This window comes from Amycolatopsis sp. NPDC059657 (assembly GCF_042734395.1).
Taxonomy (GTDB): Bacteria; Actinomycetota; Actinomycetes; order Mycobacteriales; family Pseudonocardiaceae; genus Amycolatopsis.
Genome location: NZ_JBHWEB010000024.1, coordinates 41,883 through 66,943 on the forward strand (window position 1 = coordinate 41,883; position 25,061 = coordinate 66,943).

The 25,061-nt window shown below is 69.1% G+C and carries 23 protein-coding genes; 10 read left to right on the forward strand and 13 right to left on the reverse strand.

Going from position 1 to position 25,061, the window contains the following annotated elements:
* The 6 genes from ACFV15_RS15840 to ACFV15_RS15865 are packed head-to-tail and all read right to left on the reverse strand — an operon-like array spanning position 1 to position 6,252.
* Complete coding sequence (locus tag ACFV15_RS15840; protein WP_378351170.1) at positions 1-777, reverse strand: HpcH/HpaI aldolase/citrate lyase family protein; 777 nt, start codon at positions 775-777, stop codon at positions 1-3.
* The gene (gene hpaH, locus ACFV15_RS15845; RefSeq protein WP_378351171.1) at positions 762-1,547 is read right to left on the reverse strand and encodes a 2-oxo-hept-4-ene-1,7-dioate hydratase; all 786 of its coding nucleotides are present in this window, start codon (positions 1,545-1,547) and stop codon (positions 762-764) included. The genes ACFV15_RS15840 and hpaH overlap by 16 nt, the downstream gene beginning before the upstream one ends.
* Entirely contained in the window at positions 1,547-2,623 is a 1,077-nt protein-coding gene (hpaD, locus tag ACFV15_RS15850) for a 3,4-dihydroxyphenylacetate 2,3-dioxygenase (protein WP_378351172.1), read from the reverse strand. The genes hpaH and hpaD overlap by 1 nt, the downstream gene beginning before the upstream one ends.
* Positions 2,624-2,636: 13 nt before the next feature.
* A complete protein-coding gene (gene hpaE / locus ACFV15_RS15855) occupies positions 2,637-4,142 on the reverse strand; it encodes a 5-carboxymethyl-2-hydroxymuconate semialdehyde dehydrogenase (protein ID WP_378351173.1) in 1,506 nt (501 codons plus the stop codon).
* Complete coding sequence (locus tag ACFV15_RS15860; protein ID WP_378351174.1) at positions 4,139-4,825, reverse strand: GntR family transcriptional regulator; 687 nt, start codon at positions 4,823-4,825, stop codon at positions 4,139-4,141. Before ACFV15_RS15860 ends, hpaE begins: the two co-directional genes overlap by 4 nt.
* Positions 4,807-6,252, reverse strand: coding sequence for a fumarylacetoacetate hydrolase family protein (locus ACFV15_RS15865; RefSeq protein ID WP_378351229.1), 1,446 nt, complete (start codon positions 6,250-6,252; stop codon positions 4,807-4,809). Before ACFV15_RS15865 ends, ACFV15_RS15860 begins: the two co-directional genes overlap by 19 nt.
* 143 nt (positions 6,253-6,395) lie before the next feature.
* Between ACFV15_RS15865 and ACFV15_RS15870 the strand changes: the two genes are divergently transcribed.
* Positions 6,396-7,745 carry an MFS transporter gene (locus tag ACFV15_RS15870; protein ID WP_378351175.1) on the forward strand — a complete coding sequence of 450 codons (1,350 nt, stop codon included), beginning with the start codon at positions 6,396-6,398 and terminating at the stop codon, positions 7,743-7,745.
* Between the two features lie 42 nt (positions 7,746-7,787).
* Here ACFV15_RS15870 and ACFV15_RS15875 read toward each other — a convergent pair whose 3' ends face one another.
* Positions 7,788-8,465 (reverse strand): IclR family transcriptional regulator, encoded by a 678-nt coding sequence (locus ACFV15_RS15875; RefSeq protein WP_378351176.1) that lies wholly within the window; start codon positions 8,463-8,465, stop codon positions 7,788-7,790.
* Positions 8,466-8,580: 115 nt separating this feature from the next.
* On the opposite strand from ACFV15_RS15875, the gene ACFV15_RS15880 reads away from it, so the two are divergent.
* The gene (locus tag ACFV15_RS15880) at positions 8,581-9,129 is read left to right on the forward strand and encodes a flavin reductase family protein (protein WP_378351177.1); all 549 of its coding nucleotides are present in this window, start codon (positions 8,581-8,583) and stop codon (positions 9,127-9,129) included.
* Positions 9,130-9,147: 18 nt separating this feature from the next.
* On the forward strand, positions 9,148-10,608 hold the full coding sequence (gene hpaB / locus ACFV15_RS15885) for a 4-hydroxyphenylacetate 3-monooxygenase, oxygenase component (protein WP_378351178.1): 1,461 nt from the start codon (positions 9,148-9,150) through the stop codon (positions 10,606-10,608).
* Positions 10,609-10,662: 54 nt separating this feature from the next.
* Here hpaB and ACFV15_RS15890 read toward each other — a convergent pair whose 3' ends face one another.
* The 6 genes from ACFV15_RS15890 to ACFV15_RS15915 are packed head-to-tail and all read right to left on the reverse strand — an operon-like array spanning position 10,663 to position 17,095.
* On the reverse strand, positions 10,663-12,078 hold the full coding sequence (locus ACFV15_RS15890; protein WP_378351179.1) for a M14 family zinc carboxypeptidase: 1,416 nt from the start codon (positions 12,076-12,078) through the stop codon (positions 10,663-10,665).
* Positions 12,075-13,163, reverse strand: coding sequence for an NAD(P)-dependent alcohol dehydrogenase (locus ACFV15_RS15895; protein WP_378351180.1), 1,089 nt, complete (start codon positions 13,161-13,163; stop codon positions 12,075-12,077). Before ACFV15_RS15895 ends, ACFV15_RS15890 begins: the two co-directional genes overlap by 4 nt.
* Positions 13,160-13,966: a hypothetical protein gene (locus ACFV15_RS15900; RefSeq protein WP_378351181.1), complete on the reverse strand. Its 807-nt coding sequence runs from the start codon at positions 13,964-13,966 to the stop codon at positions 13,160-13,162. Before ACFV15_RS15900 ends, ACFV15_RS15895 begins: the two co-directional genes overlap by 4 nt.
* Positions 13,963-14,838 (reverse strand): macro domain-containing protein, encoded by an 876-nt coding sequence (locus ACFV15_RS15905; protein ID WP_378351182.1) that lies wholly within the window; start codon positions 14,836-14,838, stop codon positions 13,963-13,965. Before ACFV15_RS15905 ends, ACFV15_RS15900 begins: the two co-directional genes overlap by 4 nt.
* 16 nt (positions 14,839-14,854) lie before the next feature.
* Positions 14,855-16,315 (reverse strand): aldehyde dehydrogenase, encoded by a 1,461-nt coding sequence (locus ACFV15_RS15910; RefSeq protein ID WP_378351183.1) that lies wholly within the window; start codon positions 16,313-16,315, stop codon positions 14,855-14,857.
* Between the two features lie 24 nt (positions 16,316-16,339).
* The gene (locus tag ACFV15_RS15915; RefSeq protein WP_378351184.1) at positions 16,340-17,095 is read right to left on the reverse strand and encodes a nuclear transport factor 2 family protein; all 756 of its coding nucleotides are present in this window, start codon (positions 17,093-17,095) and stop codon (positions 16,340-16,342) included.
* A 55-nt stretch (positions 17,096-17,150) separates the two neighbouring features.
* Between ACFV15_RS15915 and ACFV15_RS15920 the strand changes: the two genes are divergently transcribed.
* From ACFV15_RS15920 to ACFV15_RS15950, 7 genes are all read left to right on the forward strand, one after another.
* Positions 17,151-18,047: a helix-turn-helix domain-containing protein gene (locus tag ACFV15_RS15920; RefSeq protein ID WP_378351185.1), complete on the forward strand. Its 897-nt coding sequence runs from the start codon at positions 17,151-17,153 to the stop codon at positions 18,045-18,047.
* A 169-nt stretch (positions 18,048-18,216) separates the two neighbouring features.
* Positions 18,217-19,203 (forward strand): L-tyrosine/L-tryptophan isonitrile synthase family protein, encoded by a 987-nt coding sequence (locus tag ACFV15_RS15925; RefSeq protein ID WP_378351186.1) that lies wholly within the window; start codon positions 18,217-18,219, stop codon positions 19,201-19,203.
* The gene (locus ACFV15_RS15930) at positions 19,182-19,922 is read left to right on the forward strand and encodes a TauD/TfdA family dioxygenase (RefSeq protein ID WP_378351187.1); all 741 of its coding nucleotides are present in this window, start codon (positions 19,182-19,184) and stop codon (positions 19,920-19,922) included. Before ACFV15_RS15925 ends, ACFV15_RS15930 begins: the two co-directional genes overlap by 22 nt.
* An 11-nt stretch (positions 19,923-19,933) precedes the next feature.
* The gene (locus tag ACFV15_RS15935; protein WP_378351188.1) at positions 19,934-20,764 is read left to right on the forward strand and encodes a TauD/TfdA dioxygenase family protein; all 831 of its coding nucleotides are present in this window, start codon (positions 19,934-19,936) and stop codon (positions 20,762-20,764) included.
* Entirely contained in the window at positions 20,761-22,272 is a 1,512-nt protein-coding gene (locus ACFV15_RS15940) for a 4-hydroxyphenylacetate 3-hydroxylase family protein (RefSeq protein WP_378351189.1), read from the forward strand. Before ACFV15_RS15935 ends, ACFV15_RS15940 begins: the two co-directional genes overlap by 4 nt.
* Before the next feature lie 2 nt (positions 22,273-22,274).
* Positions 22,275-24,134, forward strand: coding sequence for an asparagine synthase (glutamine-hydrolyzing) (asnB, locus tag ACFV15_RS15945; protein ID WP_378351190.1), 1,860 nt, complete (start codon positions 22,275-22,277; stop codon positions 24,132-24,134).
* Positions 24,135-24,143: 9 nt separating this feature from the next.
* The gene (locus tag ACFV15_RS15950) at positions 24,144-25,028 is read left to right on the forward strand and encodes a catechol 1,2-dioxygenase (protein ID WP_378351191.1); all 885 of its coding nucleotides are present in this window, start codon (positions 24,144-24,146) and stop codon (positions 25,026-25,028) included.
* Positions 25,029-25,061: the final 33 nt, after the last annotated feature.

The window sequence follows — 25,061 nt, forward strand, 5'->3', positions numbered from 1 at the left end:
CTACCCCTGAAGGTAATGGTCCGCCAAGGCTTCGGAGCCACGCGCGAGGATGGCCACGTCAGCCCCGACCAGCACGAAGGTCGCGCCCGCGTCGAGGTAGAGCTGGGCTTGGGCGGGGTCGAAGGCGTTGACACCCACGGGTTTCCCCGCGCCCAGGACCGCCTTGAAGGCACGCAGGACGGCGGCCGTGACGTCCGGGTGGGTCTGCTGACCGAGCAGGCCCATCGAGGCCGCCAGGTCCGACGGGCCGACGAAGACGCCGTCCACCCCGTCGACCGCCGCGATCGAGGCCGCCGCTTCGACGCCCGTCGCCGACTCGATCTGCACGAACAACGACACGAACTCGTTGGCACGCGCGAGATAGCCATCGATCCGGTTCCACCGCGCGGCGCGGGCCAGCGCGCTGCCCACTCCGCGAATGCCGTCCGGCGGATACCGCACCGAGCGGACCGCGGCCAGCGCCTGCTCGGCCGAATCCACCATGGGTATCAGCAGATTCTGCGCACCGGCGTCCAGAAGCTGTTTCAAAACAACGCTGTCGTCGGACGGGGCCCGCACCATCGGCGTCACCGGATACCCCGCGACCGCCTGCAACAGTGAGACGACGGACTCGAGGCCGATCGGCGAATGCTCGCCGTCGATCAGCAGCCAGTCGAGCCCGGCGCCGGCGCAGATCTCCGCGACCAGCGGGCTGCCCGACGAAACCCACATCCCGACCAGCGCCCGCGACGACGAGGCGAGGTCGGCACGAAAGGTCGGCGCTACACGAACCGGCATGTGATCGCTCCCAGGTCTCGGTAGTCGGCCTGCACGGTGTCACCCGGATGCACCCACATCGGCCGGGTGAACGAGCCGGCGAGCACGATCTCGCCCGCCGAGAGGCCGTCGCCGTGCTGGGCGAGCTTGTTCGCCAGCCAGGCCACCCCGGTCGCCGGGTGATTCAGCACCGCCGCGGCGACGCCGGTCTCCTCGATCGTCTCGTTGCGGTACAGCAACGCGGACACCCAGCGCAGGTCGACCGCGTCGGCCGCGATCGGGTTGCCGCCGTAGACCATGCCGCCCATGGCCGCGTTGTCGCTGATCGTGTCGACGATGGTCCGGCCGGCCAGCTCGATGCGCGAGGACAGGATCTCCAGCGCGGGCACCACGTATTCGGTCGCGCGGAGCACGTCGAAGACCGTGACGTCCGGGCCTTTCAGCGGAGAGCGCAGCACGAACGCCAGCTCGACTTCGACGCGCACGTTCGAGAACCGCGAGTGCTCGATGACCGAGCCGTTCTCGAACACCATGTCGGCGAAGATCGCGCCGTAGTCCGGCTCGGTGATGCCGGTGGCGACCTGCATGACCTTCGAGGTGAGCCCGATCTTGCGGCCGACCGGACGCCGTCCGGCCTCGATGCCACGCCGTCGCCATTCGTTCTGGACCGCGTACGAGTCCTCGATGGTCATGTCCGGATACCGGCCGGTCAGCAGCGGGACGACGGATCGCGCCCGCTCGGCGGCCGCGAGTTCGTCGGCGATCGCGGTGATGGTGGTCGCGGGGAGCATCAGAGCTGGTTCCCGAGCTTGTACTCCGGCATGTCCTCGCCCTTGCGGGTGTAGGAGAAGCCGTCGGCGCCGATGGTGACCGCCATTTCGCTGGAGTCGGTGCGCGCGATGACCGGCTTGGGCTTGCCGTCGAGATCGAGCACGAGCGAGGCGTCGGTGTACCAGGACGGCACGACCGGGGTGCCCCACCAGTCGCGGCGCTGGTTGTCGTGGACATCCCAGGTCACCACCGGGTTGTCGGGATCGCCGGTGTAGTAGTCCTGCGTGTAGATCTCCACCCGGTGCCCGTCGGGGTCGCGCAGGTAGAGGTAGAACGCGTTCGAAACGCCGTGGCGGCCGGGGCCGCGTTCGATCTGGTCGGACAGCCGCAGCGCGCCGAGTTTGTCGCAAATGGACAGGATGTTGTGCTTCTCGTGCGTGGCGAACGCGACGTGGTGCATGCGCGGGCCGTCGCCGCCGGTCATCGCGGTGTCGTGCACGGTCGGCTTGCGGCGCATCCATGCCGCGTAGGTCGTGCCGTGCTCGTCCTGGATGTCTTCGGTGACACGGAAAGCGAGGTCCTCCATGTGCTTGACCGCGCGCGGCACGTCCGGGGTCACCTGGTTGAAGTGGTCCAGCCGGACCAGCGCGCCGGGCACGTGCAGGTCATAGCGCCAGCCGAGCCGTTCGACATGCTCCACGTCGTGGAAGAACTCCTGCGGGAACCCGAGCGGGTCCTCGACGCGCACAGAGTCGCCGATGCCCTTGTTAAAGCCTTCAGGCCGACGCTCGACGCGGCACCCCAGTTCCGTATAGAACGCGACGGCCTTGTCAAGGTCTTCAGGTGAGCGGACGCGGTACGAGAACGCGGCCACCGCCGCGACGGGGCCTTGCCGCAGCACGAGATTGTGGTGGATGAACTCGTCCATGCTGCGCAAATAAACAGCCTGGTCGTCCTCTTCGGTCACCGCCAGTCCGAGCACGTCGGCGTAGAAAGCACGCGAGCGCGCCAAATCGGTCACCACGAGTTCCATGTACGCGCAGCGCAGGATGTCCGGCGGCGGGCACGACGGGGTCGGGATCGGGTCAAGACTCATGACAGACGTCCTCTCAGCGCGCGCCGAAGATCGGGTTGTGGGCCTCGCCCAGATTGATGTGCACCGCCTGCTGGTCGGTGTAGAAGTCGATCGAGCGGTAGCCGCCCTCATGCCCCAGCCCGGAGGCCTTCACTCCGCCGAACGGGGTGCGCAGGTCGCGGACGTTGTTGGAGTTGAGCCACACCATGCCTGCCTCGACCGACTGCGCGAACGTGTGCGCCCGCTTCAGGTCGTTCGTCCAGACATACGCGGCGAGCCCGTATTTGGTGTTGTTCGCGAGTTCCAGCGCCTCTTCCTCGCTGTCGAACGGGGTGATCGCGACGACCGGGCCGAAGATCTCCTCCTGGAAGATCCTGGCGTCCGGTTTGACGTCGGCGAACACGGTCGGCGCGACGTAGTTTCCGGTCGGGAAGCCTTCGGGACGGCCACCGCCCGCGACGAGCCTGCCCTCGGTCTTGCCGAGTTCGACGTAACTCATGACCTTCGCGTAGTGCTCGGGGTGCACGAGCGCGCCGACCTCGGTCTTCGGGTCACGCGGGTCGCCGACGACCACCCGCTCGGCCTGCGCGGCGTAGCGCTCGACGAACTCGTCGTAGACCGCGCGCTCGACCAGAATCCGGCTGCCCGCGGTGCAGCGCTCCCCGTTCAGGGAGAAGACACCGAAGATCGTCGCGTTGATCGCGGCTTCGAGGTCGGCGTCGGCGAAGACGATGGCAGGCGACTTGCCGCCCAGCTCCATCGACAGTCCTTTGAGGAACGGCGCGGCGTTGGCGAAGATCAGGCTGCCGGTCCCGCTCTCGCCGGTGAACGAGATCAGCGGGACGTCGGGGTGCTTCACCAGCGCGTCGCCCGCGTCCTCGCCGAACCCGTTGACCAGGTTGAAAACCCCTTGCGGCAGACCGGCTTCTTCGAAGATCCCGGCCCACAGCGACGCGGACAGCGGTGTGAACTCGGCGGGCTTGAGAACCACGGTGTTGCCGGTCGCGAGCGCGGGCGCGAGCTTCCACGACTCCAGCATGAACGGCGTGTTCCACGGCGTGATCAGGCCCGCGACACCGATCGGCTTGCGGTTGACGTAGTTGACCTGGCGGCCGGGCACCTTGTAGACGTCATCGGCCTGCGCGACGATCAGGTCGGCGAAGAACCGGAAGTTCTCGGCGGCGCGGCGCGCCTGGCCGAGCGCCTGCGAGATCGGCAGGCCCGAGTCGAAACTCTCCAGCTCGGCCAGGCGGGCGTCGCGTGACTCGACGAGGTCGGCGACGCGGTGCAGCACGCGGGAACGCTCACGCGGCAGCAGCTTCGGCCAAGGTCCCTCGGTGAACGCGCGGCGCGCGGCGGCGACGGCGCGGTCGATGTCGGCCTTCTTCCCGGCCGCCGCCAGCAGGTAGTCCTTGTTGGTGACCGGGTCCAGCACACCGAACGTCGCGCCGTCCGCCGAGTCCGCGAACTCGCCGTCGATGTAGTGCCGGATCCGGTCCGGCAGGCCGTCGGGGACCTGCCGGGGCGTGCTCTCACTCAAGGTATCTCCTCGGTTCGCTTGTCTAAGAAGGCCTGCATGGTGGCCCAGCGGTGATTGCGCGCGGCGAGTTCGATCTCCAGCGGATCGGCCTTGTCCGCGATCAGGCTCAGGATGTGCTTGTGCTCTTCGACCGACGCCCTGGCGCGGCCCGGCACGAAGGTGAACGTCGAGTCGCGCAGCCCGGACAGCCGGGTCCAGCCCTGCCGGACGAGCTCCAGGATCTGCGGGTTGGGGCAGCATTCGAACAGCTGCGAGTGGAACTGCTGGTTCAGCGTGGTGAAGGTGTGCGCGTCGAAGCTGTCGAGCAGCGTCACCATCCGGTCGTTGATCGCGCGGGCCCGGTCGAGGTCCGCCTCGGTCAGCGCGGGCGCCGAGAGCGAGGTCGCGATGCCCTCGATCACGCCGAGCGTCTGCATCGAGTGCAGGTACTCGTTCTCGTCGACCATCGCGACGCGCGCGCCGACGTTGCGCTCGAAGGTCACCAGCCGCTCGGCCTCGAGCCGCCGGATCGCCTCGCGCACCGGGACCACGCTCATCTTGAGCTCCGCGGCGATCTCGGCGAGCACGAGCCGGTAGCCGGGGCCGTACTCGCGCCGCTGGATCTTGCGCCGGAGCCAGTCGTAGGCGAGCTCGGACTTGCTGACCCGTTCGCCGACGACGCTGTTCACTGTGTCTTCCGCCATGCCGTATACCTTTCACGCCAGGCCGCGTCCGGCGGGAAGAGGCCCTCGATCGGCTGACCCTGCGCGACCTGCTCGGCGATCCAGGCGTCCTCTTCCTCCTGGGCGAACGCGGCCTCGGCGACCTCTTGTGCCAGGTGTGGCGGGATCACGATCACCCCGTCCGAGTCACCGACGATGATGTCGCCCGGCAGCACGGCAGCGCCACCGCAGGCGATGGCGACGTCGGTGTCCCACGGCACGTGCTTGCGGCCGAGCACGGCCGGGTGCGGCCCTGCCGAGAAGACCGGCAGCCCCGTTTCGGCGACCGTGTCGAAGTCGCGCACCCCGCCGTCGGTGACCACCCCGGCCACTCCCCTGGAACGGGCCCGCAGCGCCAGCACGTCGCCGAGCGTGCCCGCGTCCCGCTCGCCGCGTGCCTCGATGACGATCACCTCGCCGCTTTCGACGGAGTCGAACAGCCGCTTCTGGGCGTTGTAGCCACCACCGTGCGACTTGAAGAGGTCTTCGCGGTTGGGCAGGTAGCGCAGTGTCCGCGCGCGGCCGACGATCTTGGCGCCGGGCTGGTTGGCGCGCACCCCGTCGATGATCACGTTGTTCAGCCCGCGCTTGCGCAGCTGCGCGGACAGGCCCGCGACCGGCGTGCGCCGCAGCAGCTCGCGCAGCTCGTCGGTGAACGGGTTCTCGTCGGGCAGGCCGGCCTCCGCCCGTGACCCCCAGGCTTCGGCCCGCTGCGCGTCGTCGACGGCTGGCCTGGACCCGACGTCCGAGAACGGCGTCTCGCCCTGGGTGACCGTGGTGACCAGGCGCCCGGTGCTCGGCCCGCCAGGGACGTCGACCTCGACTTCGACGACGTCACCCGGCACGACCACGGTCGAGCCCGCCGGCGTGCCCGTGAGGATGACGTCCCCGGTTTCGAGGGTGAAGTGCTGTGAGAGATCGGAAACGAGCTGAGCCAGCGGAAAGATGAGCCCGGCGGTGGTGTCGTCCTGCCGCAGGTCGCCGTTGACCCAGGTGCGTACCCGCAGCCCGGCCGGGTCGGTTTCCCTGGCGTCGATCAGGCCGGGGCCGAGCGGGGTGAACCCGTCGCCACCCTTCGAGCGGACGTTGGAGCCCTTGTCGGCGCCGCGCAGATCGTAGAGGCCGAAGTCGTTGGCCGCGGTGACGGCGGCGACGTGGTCCCAGGCGTTTTCCAGCGGGACCCAGCGCGCCGGGGCGCCGATGACCAGCGCGATCTCGCCTTCGAACGCCAGCAGTTCGGTGCCTGCCGGGCGTTCGACCGAGCCGCCGCTCGGCGCGACCGAGCTGGACGGCTTGAAGAAGTACGACGGCGCCTGCGGACGACGTCCACGCTGCCCGGCACGCGAGGCGTAGCTGAGGTGGACGGCGATGATCTTGCCTGGCCGGTCCAGTGCTTCGAAGGTCTCCATCGCTCCCGGTTCCGCTCGCTTCGGCCTTGCATCGTATTTCATAACGTATATGATCCTGCGGCACAGTGGCAAGTCGTGCTTGCCGCCTCTGGGGGATCGATTCGATCCGTGCGGGCCGCTCGGCCGAAGACAAAGGAGTCCACATGTCTCATCCAGCGCAGACCAGGCCGGTAGCGGCTCCCCCTGACCGGCGGCGGGTGGCTTTCGCCACGGTCGTCGGCACCACCGTCGAGTGGTACGACTTCTTCGTATACGCCTCCGCGGCCGGGCTCGTCTTCACCAAGCTGTTCTTCGCCGGTCTCGGCGCGAACAGCACGCTCATCGCGTTCGCGACGGTCGGCGTGAGCTTCCTGTTCCGGCCGCTCGGCGCGTTCCTGGCCGGGCATTTCGGCGACAAGTACGGCAGGCGCGGGGTGCTGGTGTTCACCCTGGTACTGATGGGCGCGGCGACCGCGCTCATCGGCGTGCTGCCCACGTTCGCGCAGATCGGCGTCGCGGCGCCGATCCTGTTGATAGTGCTCAGGATCCTGCAGGGCATTTCGGCGGGCGGCGAGTGGGGCGGCGCGGTGCTCATGGCCGTCGAACACGCGCCGGCGAACCGCCGAGGCCTCTTCGGCGCGTCCCCGCAGATCGGTGTCCCGCTGGGTCTTCTGCTCGCTTCGGGTGTGCTGGCGCTGGTCAACCTGCTCGCGCCAGGCCAGGCGTTCTTGGACTGGGGCTGGCGAATCCCGTTCCTGCTCAGCATCGGGCTGATCCTCATTGGACACTGGGTCCGCCGCCGCGTCGAGGAAAGCCCGGTGTTCAAGGAGATCGCCGAACGCCGTGAGCGGACGAAGACGCCGATCGTGCGGTTGTTCCGCAAGCACACCCCGCTCGTGCTGGTCGCCGCGCTCGTGTTCGCGGGCAACAGCGCGGTGGGCTACATGACGACCGGCGGCTACATCCAGAACTACGCGACCAAACCCGGCGGGCTCGCACTCGACCGCGGACCGGTGCTGTGGGCGGTGACGGCCTCCGCGGCCACCTGGCTGCTGTCGACCTGGGCCGCCGGCGCGGTGTCCGACCGGATCGGCCGCCGGAACACCTATCTGATCGGCTGGGGCGCGCAGCTCGTGGGCGTGTTCGCGTTGTTCCCGCTCGTCGACACCGGCAGCATCGGGCTGCTCGCGCTCGCCCTGATCATCCTCAGCGCCGGGACCGGCTTCACCTACGGGCCGCAGGCGGCGTTCTACACGGAGCTTTTCCCCGCCTCGATCCGGTTCTCCGGCGTGTCGATCTCGTACGCGCTGGGCGCGATCATCGGCGGCGCGTTCGCGCCCACCATCGCGACGGCGCTGGTGAGCGCGACGGGCACGTCGACTTCGGTGGCGATCTACCTGGCCGGCATGACGGTCGTGGGGTTGATCGCGACGCTGCTGCTGCGTGACCGTTCGGGCATCCCGCTGGGGCCGGACAACGAAGCCGAGCAGGCGGCCAGTCCACTGCGGTTTTGAGGGCTCGTGAGTGGTACGGCCGGTTCTAACCGGCCGTACCACTCACGACCCCAGTGCGTCGCGGACGGCCTTGGCCGCCCGGGCGAGCCGGGCCGCGATGTCCGACGGCGCATGCGGGCTCGACAGGTAGACGGCGGCGAGCGCGGCGGGACCGTTGCCGCGCAAGGGAAGTGGCACCGCGACCGCGCTCAGGTTCTCGATCACCTCGCCGTGACTGTCCGCGTAGCCGCGGGTGGTCACCTCCCCCACGGCCGCGCGCGCGGCCACGGGCCAGTCCTCCGGCGGCAGTTGCGCGAGTACCGCCCGGCCCGGCGCGCCCGCCGTGATCGGATGCCGCGACCCCGGACGCTGCGCGACGGACGCGATGGCGTGCCGGGGTTCCACGCTGACCAGGGTCACGCACTCGTCGTGGTCGAGCACGGCGACGAAACACGTCATGCCGAGCTCGTTCGCGGCCGTTGTCAGTTCAGGGAGCGCGGCCGCCTGCAAGTCATGCGCGACGCCGGCCGCGAGCGCGGCCAGGCGCGCGCCCAGTTCGAACTTTCCCGACGCGTCACGGACGAGCAGGCCGTGATCCTCCAGCGTGCGGATGAGCCGGTAGGCGATCGAGCGATGCACGGCCAGCCGCTCGGCGATCTGGTCGACGGTCAGCGATTCCTGGGCGTCCGCAAGCACTTCGAGCACGCGGATGCCGCGGCTGAGCGTCTGGGATGCGGTCATCTCATGTCTCCTCGTGGTTGCGCGGGCGCGACACCATCGTATACGATCTGATTCGATAGTTGAATTAAGTGTTCTATTATAGAACTGCACCTCCCCCTTCGAGGAGGAATCAACGATGATCGCCCGTGAAACCGGTTTTTCCCCGGGCTCCAAGCTGTACCGGCCCGCCGCGCACTTCTTCCGCGGCAGCCTCGGCCGGTTCGTCACCGGCGTCGCCGTGGTGACGTTCGACGCGACCACCGCGGACGGGTCGGTGAAACGCCACGGGCTCACGGTGAACTCGTTCACCGCCGTGTCCATGGACCCGCCGCTGGTGCTGGTTTCCATCCAGCGCACCGTGAAAAGCCACGACTTTCTCAAGGACTGCGCCTTTTCGGTGAACATCCTCGGCGCGGAACAGCAGGCGCTGGCCATGAACTTCGCGGGAAAGCCGACCCCGGAAGGCGCGCCGGTCTGGGAAGAAGGCGAGCACGCGCCCCGGCTCGCCGGTGTGCTGAGCTGGTTCGAATGCACGCCGTGGGCCGGCTACGACGGCGGCGACCACACGCTGTTCCTCGGCCGGGTCGCCGACTACGACTACCGCACCGGTGACGCGCTCGGCTTCGTCAACGGGGCGTTCTCCACCATCCACGAATCCACCCAGGGCCACGAATCCCTGTTCTGACCGCTAGGAGCCACCGCAATGGGAGCACGCACCGGAGCGCAGTATCTCGACAAGCTCAACGCGATGACGCCCGAGCTGTACGTCGACGGCGACAAGGTGACCTCGAAGGTCGCCGAGCACCCGGCGTTCCGCAACAACGCACTGACCTACGCGAAGCTGTTCGACCTGCAGCACCACCCGGCGCATCGCGACATCCTCACCTATGAGTCCCCCACGACGGGTGACCGCGTCGGCACCTCGTTCCTGGTGCCGCGCGGCGAGGAGGACCTCAAGCGCCGCCGCGCCGCGTTCTCCGTGTGGGCCCAGGAATCGAACGGCTTCCTCGGCCGCTCCGGGGACTACATGAACTCCTCGCTCACCGCGCTGGCGACCGCGAAGACGTTCTTCGCCAAGGCGGACCCCGTTTTCGGCGAGCGCATCGAGGCCTACTACGAACTCGCCCGCGAGAACGACTGGCTCGCCACGCACACGCTGATCCCGCCGCAGGTCAACCGCGCGGTCTCGGGCAGCCAGCAGGGCGGCGGCAACCTCGCCGCGAAGATCGTCGAGGAGCGCCCCGACGGCATCGTCGTCCGCGGCGCCCGCATGCTCGCCACCATCGCCCCGATCGCGGACGAGCTGCTGGTGTTCCCGTCGACGGTACTGCGCGGCACCCCCGAGGACGCGCCGTACTCCTACGCCTTCGCGATCCCGAACGACGCACCCGGCCTCAAGTACTACTGCCGTTCACGCCTGGACCACGGCAACTCCCACTTCGACGAGCCACTCGCGTCCCGCTACGAGGAGATGGACGCGGTCGTCGTGTTCGACGACGTCTTCGTCCCCAACGACCGCGTGTTCCTGCTGGGCCACCCCGAACTCTGCAACGCCTGGTACGCCGAGACCGGCGCGGGCGCGCTCATGACCCACCAGGTCGTCACCCGCACGCTGGCCAAGACGGAGTTCTACCTCGGCCTCGCCAGCGAGATCGCCGCGGCCATCGGCATCGGCGGCTTCCAGCACATCCAGCAGGACCTGGCCGAGCTGATCTCCTATGTGGAGCTGGAAAAAGCGGTACTGCGCGCGGCCGAGGCCGACGGCTCCCTCAGCGCCGACGGCGTGTTCCTGCCGAAATGGGAGACCCTCAACGCGGCCCGCAACTGGTACCCCACCAAGGTTTCCCAGCGCCTGCCGGAGATCATCCGCAAGTTCTCGGCATCGGGGCTCATGGCGCTGCCGAGCGAAGCCGACTTCGACACCGACGGCCGCGCGGACATCGACACCTACCTGCAGTCGGCCACCCTGCCCGCGCGGGATCGGGCGCGGTTGTTCAAGCTGGCGCTCGACGCCTCGGTCTCGAGCTTCGCGGGACGGGAAGCCTTGTACGAGTACTTCTTCTTCGGAGACCCCGTCCGCATGGCCGCCGCCCACGTCAACGCCTACGACCGCGAACCCCTCCAGGCCCGGGTCCGCGACTTCCTCGCCCGCGAGGCCCACTAAAGGAGTCGTGAGTGGTACGGCCGGTTCTAACCGGCGAAAACACTCACGACCAAGTCATGCGCAGTCGACCGCGACCTGTTCGCCGCGGGCCAGACGGACCGGCTTTTCCAGGGCGAGGGTTCCGTCGGGGCGGGTGCAGCGCAGCGTCCAGTCCTCGGGCACGACCTTGCCGTCGCGGCCGGGACGGACCGAGGGGTTGACGTCCCACGTGAAGGCGCCCGGGGCGGTCATCGTCGAGGTCAGCGAGGACGGAAAGGAGACCGAGGGATCCGCCGTCGGTGCCGTGAACGACTTGGTCAGCGTCAGCACCGCGCCCGCGGGCGCGGTGCCGGTCACGACCGCGTGCAGCGTGCGGTCACCGGCGGCTTCGGCGTCGCGCAGCAGGGATTCGCGGGTTCCGCCGTCGGCGCGCAGGAAGGGGTCGGTGCCGAGGTACTGGTCGATCACCGCGCGCTGGAACGGGTCGTGGTTGTCGTCGCCGCCGAGTTCGGTCTCGAAGCCGAGGCCGCCGGTCGTGTAGTACGACCACTCGCTCGTGCTGCCACTGGTCTCGTACAGCTCGCGGCTGCGGACACTGCGGTAGCCGTTGGCCGAAGCCATCGCCTCCCCCAGCTTCGCGTACACCGCCTCGTCAGGTGTGTCACGGGTCGTGCGCTGGCCCGGCGGGCGCAGGTTCATCGCGGCGAAGGTGTGCAGGCTGACCAGCACCGTGACCTGACGCGACGAGACCAGATCACGGACGTTGCGGGTCTCCGGCTCGGAAAACGGGGCAGAGCCTCGGAAATCATCGGCGTGAGTGTCCGAACCGGACCCGACGCCGCCCCAGTTGACGCCGTAGTTGCGGTTGAGGTCGACGCCACCGTCGGGAGCGGCCACACAGGCGGCGCGCGTGGTGAACCCGGCGCAGTTGCGGCGTTTGGCTTCGACGTCGCCGGAGCGGGAAATGTCGTAGCCATCGGGGTTGACCACCGGCACGACGATCACCCGCACTCGATCCAGCAACGCCGTCACCCTCGGGTCGCGGGCGTCCTGCTGCGCGAGGTCGTAGGCGAACTCGACACTCACGTCCGCGGTCGGCCACTCCCCCGCGTGATGGGCGCCCAGCAGCAGGAAAACCGGCTTGCCGTCGGCGGCGGCGACCCCGTGCGTGATCTCCACGCCGTTGACCTCGGCCCCGAGCACCGACTTGAACGGCAGTTTCACCGGCTTGACGATGTCCGGCCGCGCGGTCACCAGCGAACCCAGGTCCGTCCCGACCTCCGCGTACGTCCGGTAGCCGGCGCGCCCGCTCGGCAGTTTCGAAGCCCCGCCGGGATGCGTCACCCGTTCGAACGCGGCGGCGGCCGCCGCGGGGTCGGCGACGGCCGGGACCGTGCTCGTCGGCGGCGGCGGCGGGGGCGGGGGTGAAGCCACCGGAGCGGAACACGCCACCAAAGCGGCGAGCAGGACCGGCGTGCAACGGCGCATCATCGTGGCATCCTCAGCACTGGCTTGAGCACTTCGCCACCGTGCGCGGCGGCGAAGGCGTCCTCGATCTTTTCCAACGGGAAGTACTCGACGAGTTCGTCGAACGGGAACCGGCCCTGCTTGTACAACTCGATCAGTGTGGTGATCAAGGGAATACTCCTCCCCTCACCACCGAGGATGCCGATCACCCGCTTGCCCCACAGCGTGCTCAGGTGGTCCAGCTCGACGCGCGCGTCCGCGGGCGCGCCGCCGATCAACGCGCAGACCCCGCGCATGCCGACGGAGTCGGCCGCCTGACGGCACACCGAGACGATGCCCGTGCACTCCAGGCTGAAGTCCGCCGGGCCACCGCAGATCTCGTGCACCGCGGCGACGGGATCGGTCGTGGCGGCGTCGATCGTGTCGGTCGCGCCGAACCGCTCGGCCAGCGCGAGCCTGGAGGCGTGCCGGTCGACCGCGATGATCCGCGTCGCGCCGGAACACCGCGCGGCCATCACCGCCGCCAGCCCCACCGAACCCGCGCCGTAGACCACGAGCGAGGACCCGGCGTGCGGGCGCAGCACGTTCAGCACCGCGCCCGCGCCGGTCGACAGCCCGCACGCGAGCGGGCCGAGCAGGTCCAGCGGGAGGTCGCGGTCCACCGGGACCAGCCCGCGATGCGGCACGACGGCGTGCGTCGCGAACGACGACTGCCCGAAGAAGTGGCTCGACAGCGGCGTCCCGTCCAGGTTCCGCAGCGCGCTACCGCCACCGACCAGCAGCTCCGCGAGCTTCGCGCAGTACCGGGGCTGCCCGTCGAGGCAGTTGCGGCAGGTGCCGCACCAAGGCCAGCCGAGCACGACGTGATCACCCTCGCGCACGGTGTCCACACCGGACCCGAGCGCCTCGACGACACCGGCGCCCTCGTGCCCGAGCACGCCGGGCAGCGGGAACGGCAGGTCACCGTGCCGGGTGATCGAGTCGGTGTGGCAGATCCCGGTCGCGACGACCCGCACCAGCACCTCGCCCGGCGCGGGCTCGGCGAGGTCGACCTCACGGGTGACGAACGGGCCGTGCAGCTCGTCCACCACCGCCGCGGTGATCTTCATGCGCTCGCCTTCCACAGCTCGGGGATCGCCAGCGCCCGGTCGGCCAAGTCGGCGGGCACTTCGGGATGAGCGGGATTGACCCGCACCAGCCGGGCGCCGGGTGTGCTACGGGTGACGCTCTCGGCCGGCCACCTGATCACCGACGGCGTGCTGAGCCCGGCGCCGATCTCCAGCACCACCAAACGGGCGTCCGGCGGCAGGTCACGCCGCCAGCGCGCGATCCGCCGCCCGTGTTCCTCGTACGGGTCGCCGATGTATTCAGGTCCTTTGTGGACGTTGAGGAACACCGGACCGCCGCAGCGCGGGCAGGCCGGGATCGCGCTGACCGTCCCACGCTCGGGGTCGTAAGTGGACAGCGCCGCGTCGATGATCGGCTTGCTGGGCCACGTTTCCCGGGTACATGGTGTTTCGCATTGGTACCGGGCGTAGTCGCCCTGCGGAGTCCAGACCCGCGCCGCGTCGAAACCGTTGCGTTCGAACAGTCCGTCCACATTGGATGTCATGACGTAGTGGTCCCGCGCACCGATCAGCGAGCGAAGCCGTTCGTACACCGGATGCGGGCCCTCACCGAACCGGATGTCGTTGACGTGCACGGACCAATAGCCCCACAACAGGTCCGGCGGCAGCCGCAGGCCGATCAGCTGGTACCTGGCGCGCAGGCCGAGCCGGTGCAGCACCGGGAACAGCTCGGCGAACCGCCGCGTGTCGCCGTAGTCGTACCCCGCGGCGACCGACAAACCCGCACCGGCGGCGACGAGCACGTGCGTCGCCTCGTCCATCCAGCGCCGCAAGGTCCGGTTCACAGCAGCTCCCGGTAAGCAGCGTCATCCTCGGCCCCGAAGGTGGTGAAGATGACCCGATCGAACCGCCCTGGATGCGCGCCGAGCCAGCCCGCGACGGTCTCCAGCGCGATCTCGGCGGCCCGCGCCCTGGGAAACCCGAAGACACCGGTGCTGACACCGCAGAACGCCACGGTCCGGATGTCGCCGACCTCGGCGGCGACATCCAAACAGGACCGATAGGACGACTCGAGCGCTTCCTCGTGCCACAACTCGACCGGGCCCTCGACGATCGGCCCGACCGTGTGCAGCACATACCGCGCGGGCAGGTGATAACCCCGGGTGATCTTGGCTTCCCCGGTGACCTCCGGCGCGCCCTGCATGGTCATGATCCGCTGGCAGTCGGCACGCAGCCGCGGCCCGGCGACCTCGTGGATCGCGTTGTCGACACAGCCGTGCATGGGCCGGAAGCACCCCAGCAGCGCACTGTTCGCGGCGTTCACGATCGCGTCCGCCGCCAGCGTCGTGAGGTCACCGCGCCACAGCACCGTCCGCTCCGCCGCCGGATACGCCGTACCGGGAAACCGCTGGGCGATCGTCGGCAACGTACGCGCGTCGAACGCTTGCCGCCGCAGGCGTTCTCCGCCCAGCAAGGCATCCAGGGCCGCGTTCAAACTCGGATCCAGCCGCCCCGGCTCGCGGACGGTGAGCACGGCACGCAACGCCTGCCGCACCCCCGGCCAGTTGCCGGGATCGGTATGCGGGCTGAGCAGTTGCAACGCGGTCTCGGCCAGTTCGGGCAGCCGCTCCGGTCCCGCGGGCGGACCCGCCGGGACGAACGGCTCGTCCAGCTCGATCGCCTCGCGGTAGGCGCTCAGCGCGATGGTGGTGATCACCGAAAACTCCAGAAGCTCAGAAGGGGTACCGGCCGTGATGACCGGCGACGGTCACCCAGCGGGTCGCGGTGAAGGCGTCGACGCCCCACCGGCCGCCGAAACGCCCGTACCCGGTGGATTTGACTCCGCCGAACGGGGCCTGCGGCTCGTCGTCGACGGTCTGGTCGCCGACGTGCACGATGCCCGTGCGCAGCCGCCTGGCCAGCGCGAGCCCGCGCCGGGTGTCCTCGGTGAGCACACCGGCGGTCAGGCCGTATTCGGTGTCGTTGGCGATGGAGACGGCTTCGTCGTCGTCCTCCACGGTGACGACCGTGACGGCGGGCCCGAAGATCTCCTCACGGAAGATCCGCATGCGCGGCGTGACCCCGTCGAGCACGGTCGCGGGATACCGCGTGCCGTCCCGGTCGCCGCCGCCCGCCCGGACCCTGGCGCCGTCCGCGACCGCCTCGGCGACCAGTTCGGACACTCGCCGCGCCGCGCTTTCGGTGATCAGCGGGCCCACCACGGTCGACTGGTCCGCCGGGTCGCCGTGCGGCAGCCCGGCCACCTTGGCGGCGAGCCGGACGGTGAACTCCTCGGCCACCGACCGGTGCACCAGCACCCGGTCCGCCGACATGCAGATCTGGCCCGCGTTGTGGAAAGCGCCGAAGGTGACGGCGTCGACCGCGTGGTCGAGGTCGGCGTCGTCGAGCACCAGCACCGCGTTCTTCCCGCCCAGTTCGAGCACGGCGGGCTTGATGTTCTCGGCCGCGGTGGTGCCGATGACCCGGCCCACCCGCGTCGAACCGGTGAAGTTGACCATCCGGACCTGCGGGTCGGCGATCAGTGTCTTGGCGACCTCGGCGGCGTCGGACCGGGCGTTGGTCACCACGTTGAGCACGCCGGGCGGCAGCCCGGCCTCGCGCAGCACATCGGCGATGAGCAGCCCGGACGCGATCGGTGCGTCCTCGCTGGGCTTGAGCACCGCGGTGTTGCCGACCGCCAGCGGCACCGCGATCGACCGCGTGCCCAGTATGACCGGGGCGTTCCACGGCGAGAACGCCGCGATCACCCCGAGCGGCTCACGCACGGCGAGCGAGAGCCGGTCGGCCGGTTCGGTGGCGAGCACCTCGCCGAGCGGCTGGGTGACCACGGCGGCCGCCTCGCGCAGCATGTTCGCGGCCAGCGCGGTGTTGAACCGCGCCCACGAACTCACGCCGCCGACCTCGTGCGCCATCAGCTCGACCACTTCCGCGGCCCGTGCCTCGAGAATGTCGGCCGCCCGCAGGAAGATCCCGCGCCGGACGGACGGCGCGGTGGCCGCCCACGGCTCGAAGGCACGCTGCGCCGCGTCGACCGCGCGCACGATGTCGGCGGGGCCACCGGCCGCCACCGTGGCGTAGACGCCGCCCGTGTACGGGTTCAGGTCCTCGGTGGTCCGCCGTTCCCAGGCGGGGACGTCCTTGCCGTCGATGAAGAGTTCGCGCTCGATGACCACGTTCGCCTCTTTCGTCTCAGTGGATCAGAACAGGCCGTTGCCGTGCGGCAGTTCCGCCGGGATCGGCGCGATCACGTCCCAGTGTTCGACGATCTTGCCGCCGTCGACCCTGAACAGGTCCCAATAGGCGACCGGCTCGCCGAATTCGCCTTCGGACTGCAGGAGCACGAGATCGCCTTCCGCGACGACGCGGTGCACGGTCCGGTAGACCAGGTTCTTGCCCTGCCCGGCCCACTTCGCCGCGGCGGCACCGAATCCGTCCAGCCCGTCGGCCGCTTCGGGATTGTGCTGCAGGTAGGTTTCCGTCGAAATGTAGTCGGTGAGCACCGAATAGTCCGCGTCCTTGAGAATTCGCTCAGCGAATTCCGTGACGATCTTCCGGCTCTGCTCGGTCAGTTCGGCCGCGCCCGGCTCGGCGGCGCCATCGGTCTGGGAACGGCCGCTCGCGGTCTCGGTCACGACCGGTGTCAGCGCGTCCCAGTGCTCGGCCAGCTTGCCGTTCTCGACACGGAAGAGGTCGAAAGCGACCAGCGGTTCGGGGCCGAAACCGTGATAGGTGCCGTGCAGCGCGACGAGGTCGCCGTCCTGGATGACCCTGGCGAGTTCGTAGCGGAAGCCGTCGGGCAGGTTCGTGACGAGACCACGCAACGCCTCGGGGCCGTCGCCGGCGAGCGAGCTGTGCTGGCGGTAGTTCGCGGCGACCCAGCGATCGACCGCAGAAGGGTCCTTGTCGCCGAAGAGTTCGCCTGCCGCCTTGAGTACCAATTCCTTGTTGTCCATGCCGATCAATCTGCTCTGTCGCGCTCGGACAAACGAGGTAAGATCAGGAACTGTCATGGTCAAAAGTGGACACACCTCAGTCGTGCAGCTCGGGTTCGCCAACCCGGAGCGGCCCCAGCTCGGCATCGAAGTGCTCGACTACGCGACCCTTCGGCACCGTTTATCAGCGAAATTGGTCAATGCGGTGCACCGGACGGACTTCCACCAGCTGTTCCTGTTCACCAGCGGGGCAGGCAAGACGATGGTCGATTTCGTCGACCACCCCTGCACGTCGACCACGCTGCTCTACGTCAGCCCCGGCCGCGTGCTGCGCCTGCCGCGTGCCACCACACCCCGTGGCACGGTCCACGCGGTCATGATCCTGTTCACCGCCGCGTTCCCGCCGCCACTCGAACGGTTCGCGCCGCTGCCCGATCCGTTCGGCCCGGTCGCGTGGACCGTCCCCGCCGATGAGGACGGCAGGCTCCGCCAAGCCGTGCTGGAACTCAAGGCCGAGTACCGGCGGGCCGCGGAGGAACCGGAAACCCAAGCGGTCACGGTGGAACTGCTCCGCCAGCTGCTGGGCGCACTGCTGTTGCGCGTGCGACGCCTGCCGATCACCGACCGGGAAGCCCGGCCGACCGACTCGCACGACGAGACGTTCCAACGTTTCCAGCGCGAGCTCGAGCAGTCTTTCGCCACGACCAGGGTGGCCGCCGACTACGCCGCCCGCGTCGGCTATTCGGCACGCAGCCTCAACCGGCTGTGCCTGGCGGCGACAGGGCAGACCGCGAAGACGCTGATCGACGCGCGCGTCGCGCTGGAGGCCAAGCGGCTGCTCGTGCACACCGAACTGCCGGTCACCACGATCGGGCACCGGCTCGGTTTCAGCGAGCCGACCAACTTCGGCAAGTTCTTCGCCCGCGAGGCCGGCCTGTCACCCGGCGCCTTCCGCGACCGCGAACGCGGTTGACCGACATTTTCCGCCCTTTCTCAGAAGGCGCCGACATTCGTCCTTGACATGCCGGACAACTGCGAGCAACACTCGGTCAAGCGCCGCTAATCGGCATACCAAGTCCGAATGTCGGACCGCGGTCTTCTCAGTCGGCACGCCCCACTGGCAGAAAGGATCGGGTGGAAACGTGTCCTCATCTTCAGTCGCGCTCGACACCGAATTGGCCACCATCGAGGTGCTCCACACCGTGCTCGCCCATCAGCGGCGGCATCGTGACGGTGCCTGCACCGGCCGGATCTGCTTGCGCTGCATGCGTTTCCACCTCGACTCCGTGCGCGCCACGATGGAACGAGGCGCCCCGATCGAATTCGTGCTCCCCGCCTTTCCGGCGAAATCACCGAATCCCGCGAAGGTGCTGAGCCCGTTACCCGACACCGCCGAAGAACTCGCACTCCGTTTCCTGAATTCACTATGCGAACGAATTGCGGAGATCTACCCGCCCGGCGCGCGTATTTCGATCTGTTCGGACGGCCGCGTGTTCAGTGATCTGATCGGCGTGCCCGATGACCACGTCACCGCCTATCAGCGTGGCCTGGAACGGATGATCCGGCGGATCGGCGCGCAGCACCTGAGCCAGTTCACCCTCGACGACGTCTACACCGGCGCCCATCACGACGAAATGCGCAAGGTGCTCGACGCCGGCTACGGCTACGACCACGCCGACCTGCGCGCGGAGGTCAAAGCCGGTGGCCACGCGCTCGCGCTCTACCGCGGCATCACCCGGTTCATGCTGGAAGACCAGCTCACCCCCGGCTACACCGGCACCAAGGCCGCGCTGCAGCGCAAATGCCGCGACCTCGCGTACGGCGTGATCTCGCGCAGCAAGGCCTGGGGCGACCTGCTCGGTGAGCTCTTCCCGCACGCGGTCAGGCTGTCGATCCACCCGCAGGCGTGCGCCACCGGCAAGATCGGCATCCTGCTCGCGGAAACCCCGGACAGCTGGCTCACGCCGTGGCACAGTGTCGCCGTCGAATCGGGCGGCACGTTCACACTCATGAAGCGCGCCGAGGCCGAGAAGGCAGGCGCCCAGCTCGTCTACGTGGCGGGCAAGCCCAGCTACTACAGCCTCGCACCGGCGGCGGAGCTCGAACCGTGGCAGCGACTGTGCGCCTGACCGGCCTCTCCCCGATCGGCGTCCGCGTCGACGCCGAACCCGGCCAGGACGTCCGCGCGCTGCCCGTGGACGAGCTGCGCGAGCTCGCGCGAACCAGGCTTGTGGTGCTGCTGCGCGGTTTCACCGGCCCCGCCGACCCCGAAGAACTCGCGCGCTGGGCGGACGGCTGGGGTTCCCCAGGTCCCGTGCTCGACAGTGACGAGGAGCCTGACGGCGGCCGGGTGCCGATCCACTGGGACGGGCTGGGACACCCCGAGATCCCGGAGTTCCAGATCTTCGCCTGCGTCCGGTCCGGCTCCGGCGGGCACACGACCTTCACCGACACCGCGCGCCTCGCGGCCGACGCCGATCCCGGGACCTTGCGGCGCTGGCGCTCGGTTTCGGTCACCTACCGGGTCCGCGGCACGGGCGCGCGCACCCCGGTGGTGGCCGCGCATCCGGTGCACGGGACGCCGGTGCTGCGGTTCCACGAACCGGCCGACGAGGACTCGCCGCTCGCGGGCTGGCCGGACCATCAGTTCGACGGCCTGCCCGCGGAAGCGGTGCCGGGCTTCCTCGGCGAGCTCCGCGCGGCGTTGCGCGACCCGAAGTACCAGTACGTCCACGCCTGGCAGGAGGGCGACTTCCTGATCGCCGACAACCACACCCTGTTGCACGGCCGCGAGTCCGGCGCCGCCGGGCGGCACCTGCGCCGCGTGCACATCCTGACCCCTCACTAGGAGAACCCGCCATGTCCATCGAAGTCACCCGGCTCGACCCGTTCGGCGTCGTGGTCCGGCCGGCCCAGGCGGGCGCGCCGCTGGCCGACCTCGACGTGCCGCCGCTGCGCGAGCTCGTCCGCGAGCATCATTTGCTGCTGCTGCGTGGTTTCGGCACGTTCGCCTCGGCCGACGAGCTGTCCGCGTACGCCGAGCGCTGGGGCGAGATCACCGAATGGCCGTTCGGCACGGTGCTGGAACTGGTGGAACGCGAGCAGCCAGAGGACCACATCTTCGACCACAGCTACATGCCGATGCATTGGGACGGCATGTACCGCGAGCACGTGCCCGAATTCCAGGTCTTCCACTGTGTCAAGGCGCCAGGTGGCGGCGACGGCGGTGAGACGACATTCTCCAACACCACCGCGGTACTGGCGTCGGCCACCGCGGAGACCCGCGAGCGGTGGTCGAAGGTGACCGGGAACTACTACCGGAAGATGGAGTACTACGAAAGCGTTTGCGTCTCGCCCTTGGTGACAACACACCCGGACACCGGCGCCCCGGTGCTGCGGTACCAGGAGCCGACCGACCCGACCGACGTCGACTTCATCAACCACCCCGATCTGGAGTTCACCGGCCTGGATGGTGATGAGCTCGCCGATGTCCACAAGAGCCTGCGTGAAGCGCTCTACGCGCCGGAGCACTTGTACGCGCATGCCTGGCAGAGCGGTGATCTCGTCGTCACCGACAACTACACACTGCTGCACGGCCGCAACGCCTTCACCGCGCACGCGCCCCGGCACCTGCGCCGCGTGCACGTGCTCGGCGAGCCACCACTGGTGAACCCGGCGCTGCAGCGATGACCAGCCAGATGTCGCTGATGACCGGCGCGGACTACCTGGAGAGCCTGCGCGACGGACGCGCGGTCTATGTCGACGGCGAGCGGGTCAAGGACGTGACCGAGCACCCGGCGTTCGCGAACTCCGCCAGGTCCATCGCGCGGCTCTACGACGCGATGCACGATCCGTCCACTTCGGACGTCCTCACCGGACTCGACGCCGGCGGCGTCCGCACGCACAAGTTCTTCAAGCCGAGCCGGTCGTCGGCCGACCTTCTCGAAGCACGTGAAGCCATCGAGACCTGGGCGAGGCTGGGCTACGGATTCCTTGGCAGGACACCGGAGTACAAAGCCGCCTTCATGTCGGGGCTCGGCGTCAACGCCGGGTTCTACGGCGACTTCGCGCCGAATGCCCGACGCTGGTACCGCGAGTTCTCCGCTCGCGCTCTGTACCTCAACCACGTGATCATCAACCCGCCGATCGACCGCAAACGCGCCGTGCACGACATGGAGGACGTGTTCGTGCACGCGGTCCGCGAGACCGACGCCGGAATCGTGGTCAGCGGTGCCAAGATGCTCGCGACCGGCTCGGCGATCACCAACGCCAGCTTCGTCGCCCCGGTCGCCTCCGCCGAACTGGCACCGGGCAAGGCCGAAGCGTTCGCGCTGGTCTTCTTCGCCCGCATGGACAATCCCGGTGTCAAACTCGTCTGCCGCACCCCGTACGCCCAGCGTGCCACGAGCCCGTTCGACTACCCGCTCTCCAGCCGGTTCGACGAGAACGACGCCGTGCTCCTGCTCGACGAGGCACTGATCCCGTGGGAAGACGTGCTCGTGTACCGCGACATCGAGCGGTCGACCGGGTTCTATGCCAAATCGGGCTTCGCGAACCTGTACAACTTCCAGTCCTCGATCCGGCTCGCGGTCAAGCTGGAGCTGATGGCCGGACTGCTTTCCCGTGGTGTCAAGGCGAACGGCACCGACACCTTCCGGGGCGTGCAGGCCGCCGTCGGCGAGCTGATCGGCATGCGGGACCTCGTGTGGGCGCTGTCGACGGCGATGGCGTGTGACCCCGAGCCCGCGACCGGCGGCACGGTCGTGCCCAAGCTCGAGCACGCGTCGGCCATGCGGATGTACAACGCACAGGTCTGGGACCGGGTGCATGAGCTGTTCGAGACCACGCTCGGCGGCGCGCCGCTGGTGGTCCCGTCCAGCGTCCGCGACCTCGCCAACCCCGAGCTGCGCGGCCTGATCGACCGCTTCTACCGCGGCGCCGAATCCTCGGCACACGACCGGATCAAGCTGTTCAAGCTGGTCTGGGACGCGATCGGCACCGAGTTCGGCGCGCGGCACGAGCTGTACGAGCGCAACTACTCCGGCAACGGCGAGCAGATCCGCCTCGACTCGCTGAAGTGGGCCACCCGCCGCGGCAGCCTGGCCCGCTACGAGGGGCTGGTCCAGGACTGTCTCGACGACTATGACACCGGCGGCTGGCGGCGCGGACCGTGGGTCGGCCCGAGCGAGGGAGTCTAGGCATGTGCGGCATCACCGGCTGGGTCGCGTTCGACCGCGACCTCACCCGCGAACCGGCCGTCGTCGAGGCGATGGCCGAGACGCTGCACCGGCGCGGGCCGGACGAAGGCGGCCAGTGGCTCGGCGAGCACATCGCGCTCGGGCACCGCCGGCTGTCCATCATCGACCTGGCACACGGCCAGCAACCCATGCGCACGCCCGAAAAGGGCCCGGACGGGCAGCCGGTCGCGGTCATCTCCTATGGCGGCGAGATCTACAACTACCGCGAGCTGCGCGCCGAGCTGACGAAGCTCGGGCACCGGTTCCGCACCGAGTCCGACACCGAGGTCGCGCTGCGTGCCTACCTCGAATGGGGTGAGCGGTTCGTCGACCGGCTCAACGGGATGTACTCGATCGCCATCTGGGACACGACCACGCAGGAGCTGCTGCTCGTGCGTGACCGTCTCGGTGTCAAGCCGCTGTACTACTACCCCACGCCCGGCGGTGTCCTTTTCGGATCGGAGCCGAAGGCGATCCTCGCCAATCCGCTCGCGCACGCGCGGGCGTCGGCCGAAGAACTCTGTGACGCGCTGCTGTTCATCCGCACGCCCGGCCGGGTCCCGTTCCAGGGCATGCGTGAGCTCAAACCGGGTCACGTGCTGCGCGTCGGCCACGGGAAGCTGCGGGAAAGCCGTTACTGGGCACTGGAATCGCGTCCGCACACCGACGACCTGCGTACCACGATCGACACCGTGCGCGACCTGCTCGACGACATCGTGCCCCGGCAGATGATCGCCGACGTGCCGCTGGTGTCGCTGCTCTCGGGCGGGCTGGATTCGAGCACGGTCACCGCGATCGCGCACCGGCACCGGCCGGGGCTCTCGACCTTCTCTGTCGACTTCACCGGCCACACCGAGAACTTCCAGGCCGACCCGATCCGCCCGACCCCGGACGGCCCGTTCGCGCTGGAGGTCGCGGAGTTCGTCGGCAGCGACCATCACGCGATCATGCTCGACCGGGCCGGGCTACTGGATCCCGGCGTGCGCGCGACCGTGCTGCGGGCCTGGGACCTGCCGTTCAACTTCGCCGACCTGGACGTCTCGCTGTATCTGCTGTTCAAGGCGGTCCGCGAGCACGCGACCGTGGCGCTGTCCGGCGAAGCGGCCGACGAGCTGTTCGGCGGCTACCTGTGGTTCACCGATCCCGGCGCCCGCGCGGCGACCACGTTCCCCTGGCTCGCGCTCGGCGCGCACCGCGGCCTCGACCCGCGGTCGCTGTTCCGCTCCTCGTTCGTCGACGCGCTGAACATCGCGGAGTACGAAGCGGACCTGTATTCGGCCGCGCTCGCCGAGGTCCCGCGCCTCGACGGCGAGAACGCCGAGGACGCCCGCAGCCGCGAGCTGTCGTACCTGACGTTGACCCGCTGGCTCCCGATCCTGCTGGACAAAAAGGACCGCATGGGCATGGCGTCCGGTTTGGAGGGCCGGGTGCCGTTCTGCGACCACCGGCTGGTCGAGTACGTGTTCAACATCCCGCTGGCCATGAAACGGCACGACGGCAGGGAAAAGGCCCTGCTGCGGTCGGCGGCGGCGGGCCTGCTGCCCGAGTCGGTGCTGAACCGGCGCAAGGCGGCCTATCCGTCCATTCAGGACCCGGAGTACGACCGTGCCTTGTTGCGCGACCTCACCTCGGCCGTCCACGACCCCGCCGCGCCACTGAACCCGTTCCTCGACGACGACGCCGTGCGCCGCCTCGTCGTGAAGCCGGCGAACAGCGCGCTGTCGGAGTTCGAGCGGATCCTCGTCGAATCGTCGGTACGGCTCAATTCCTGGCTGCGGAACTACGAAGTGTCCGTCGACCTCTCTCCACTGCTCATCCACTGAAAGGCAACCATGGGCGACATCGTCGGCGCGGGCCTGCTCTCGCACTCCCCCGTGATCATGTTCCCGCGCGAGCTGCGCGTCGAAGCCAACGGCGGCAAGGACTTCACCCTCGCCACCGGCCTCACCAGGCTCGGCGAGGAGGTGATCGACACCCTCGACTACGACACGGTCATCGTCCTCGACAGCCACTGGGCCACGACGACCGAAACCGTCATCACGGCACACAGCGTCCGCCAGGGCGTCTTCACCTCGGACGAGATGCCCAGCGCGATCTGCTGGTACGAATACGACCTCCCCGGCGACCCCGAGCTGGCCGAGACCATCGCCTCGCTCGCGGAGAAACGCTCACTCTGGCTGTCGGCCGTCGACGACCCCCACCTCCCGATCCACTACGCGACGTTGAACCTGTGGCACTACCTCGGCCGCCCGGCCAAGCCCTGGATCTCGGTCTCGGTCTGCCAGTCCGCGACCCCCGCCGACTTCCTCGCCGTGGGTGAACTCATCGCGGACGCGGTGGCGCTGACCGAGAAGAAGGTCCTGATCGTGGCCTCAGGCGGCCTTTCGCACGCGTTCTGGCCGCTCAACGAGGTCCGCGACCGCATGGCGGGCGATCCGTCGAACATCATCTCCCCCGAGGCCAGTGCGGCCGACCTCCAGCGCATCGCCTGGCTCGAAGCCGGCGACCACGCCCGCGTCATCGACGCCATGCCGGAGTATCGGCGTTTCGCACCCGAAGCGGGCTTCGGCCACTACCTCACCCTGGCGGGTGCCGTCGGCGGCAAAGCCTGCGTCGCGCGGGCCGTCCGGTACAGCGAGTACGAGAACGGCATCGGCACCGGCCAGGTCCACCTCTGGTTCCCCCGGCCCGAGCACGGCTGGACCGCCTGGTCCTAGTGCCTCGTGAGTGTTTAGACCGGTTAGAACCGG

Coding starts and splice junctions, on each gene's coding strand:
- ACFV15_RS15950 (WP_378351191.1), top strand. CDS start 24,144: ATGGGCGACATCGTCGGCGCGGGCCTGCTCTCGCACTCCCCCGTGATC.
- ACFV15_RS15875 (WP_378351176.1), bottom strand. CDS start 8,465: ATGACCGCATCCCAGACGCTCAGCCGCGGCATCCGCGTGCTCGAAGTG.
- ACFV15_RS15860 (WP_378351174.1), bottom strand. CDS start 4,825: ATGGCGGAAGACACAGTGAACAGCGTCGTCGGCGAACGGGTCAGCAAG.
- ACFV15_RS15895 (WP_378351180.1), bottom strand. CDS start 13,163: ATGAAGATCACCGCGGCGGTGGTGGACGAGCTGCACGGCCCGTTCGTC.
- ACFV15_RS15840 (WP_378351170.1), bottom strand. CDS start 777: ATGCCGGTTCGTGTAGCGCCGACCTTTCGTGCCGACCTCGCCTCGTCG.
- ACFV15_RS15880 (WP_378351177.1), top strand. CDS start 8,581: ATGATCGCCCGTGAAACCGGTTTTTCCCCGGGCTCCAAGCTGTACCGG.
- ACFV15_RS15935 (WP_378351188.1), top strand. CDS start 19,934: ATGTCCATCGAAGTCACCCGGCTCGACCCGTTCGGCGTCGTGGTCCGG.
- hpaD (WP_378351172.1), bottom strand. CDS start 2,623: ATGAGTCTTGACCCGATCCCGACCCCGTCGTGCCCGCCGCCGGACATC.
- ACFV15_RS15915 (WP_378351184.1), bottom strand. CDS start 17,095: ATGGACAACAAGGAATTGGTACTCAAGGCGGCAGGCGAACTCTTCGGC.
- ACFV15_RS15865 (WP_378351229.1), bottom strand. CDS start 6,252: ATGGAGACCTTCGAAGCACTGGACCGGCCAGGCAAGATCATCGCCGTC.
- ACFV15_RS15890 (WP_378351179.1), bottom strand. CDS start 12,078: ATGATGCGCCGTTGCACGCCGGTCCTGCTCGCCGCTTTGGTGGCGTGT.
- ACFV15_RS15920 (WP_378351185.1), top strand. CDS start 17,151: ATGGTCAAAAGTGGACACACCTCAGTCGTGCAGCTCGGGTTCGCCAAC.
- ACFV15_RS15940 (WP_378351189.1), top strand. CDS start 20,761: ATGACCAGCCAGATGTCGCTGATGACCGGCGCGGACTACCTGGAGAGC.
- hpaH (WP_378351171.1), bottom strand. CDS start 1,547: ATGCTCCCCGCGACCACCATCACCGCGATCGCCGACGAACTCGCGGCC.
- ACFV15_RS15870 (WP_378351175.1), top strand. CDS start 6,396: ATGTCTCATCCAGCGCAGACCAGGCCGGTAGCGGCTCCCCCTGACCGG.
- hpaB (WP_378351178.1), top strand. CDS start 9,148: ATGGGAGCACGCACCGGAGCGCAGTATCTCGACAAGCTCAACGCGATG.
- asnB (WP_378351190.1), top strand. CDS start 22,275: ATGTGCGGCATCACCGGCTGGGTCGCGTTCGACCGCGACCTCACCCGC.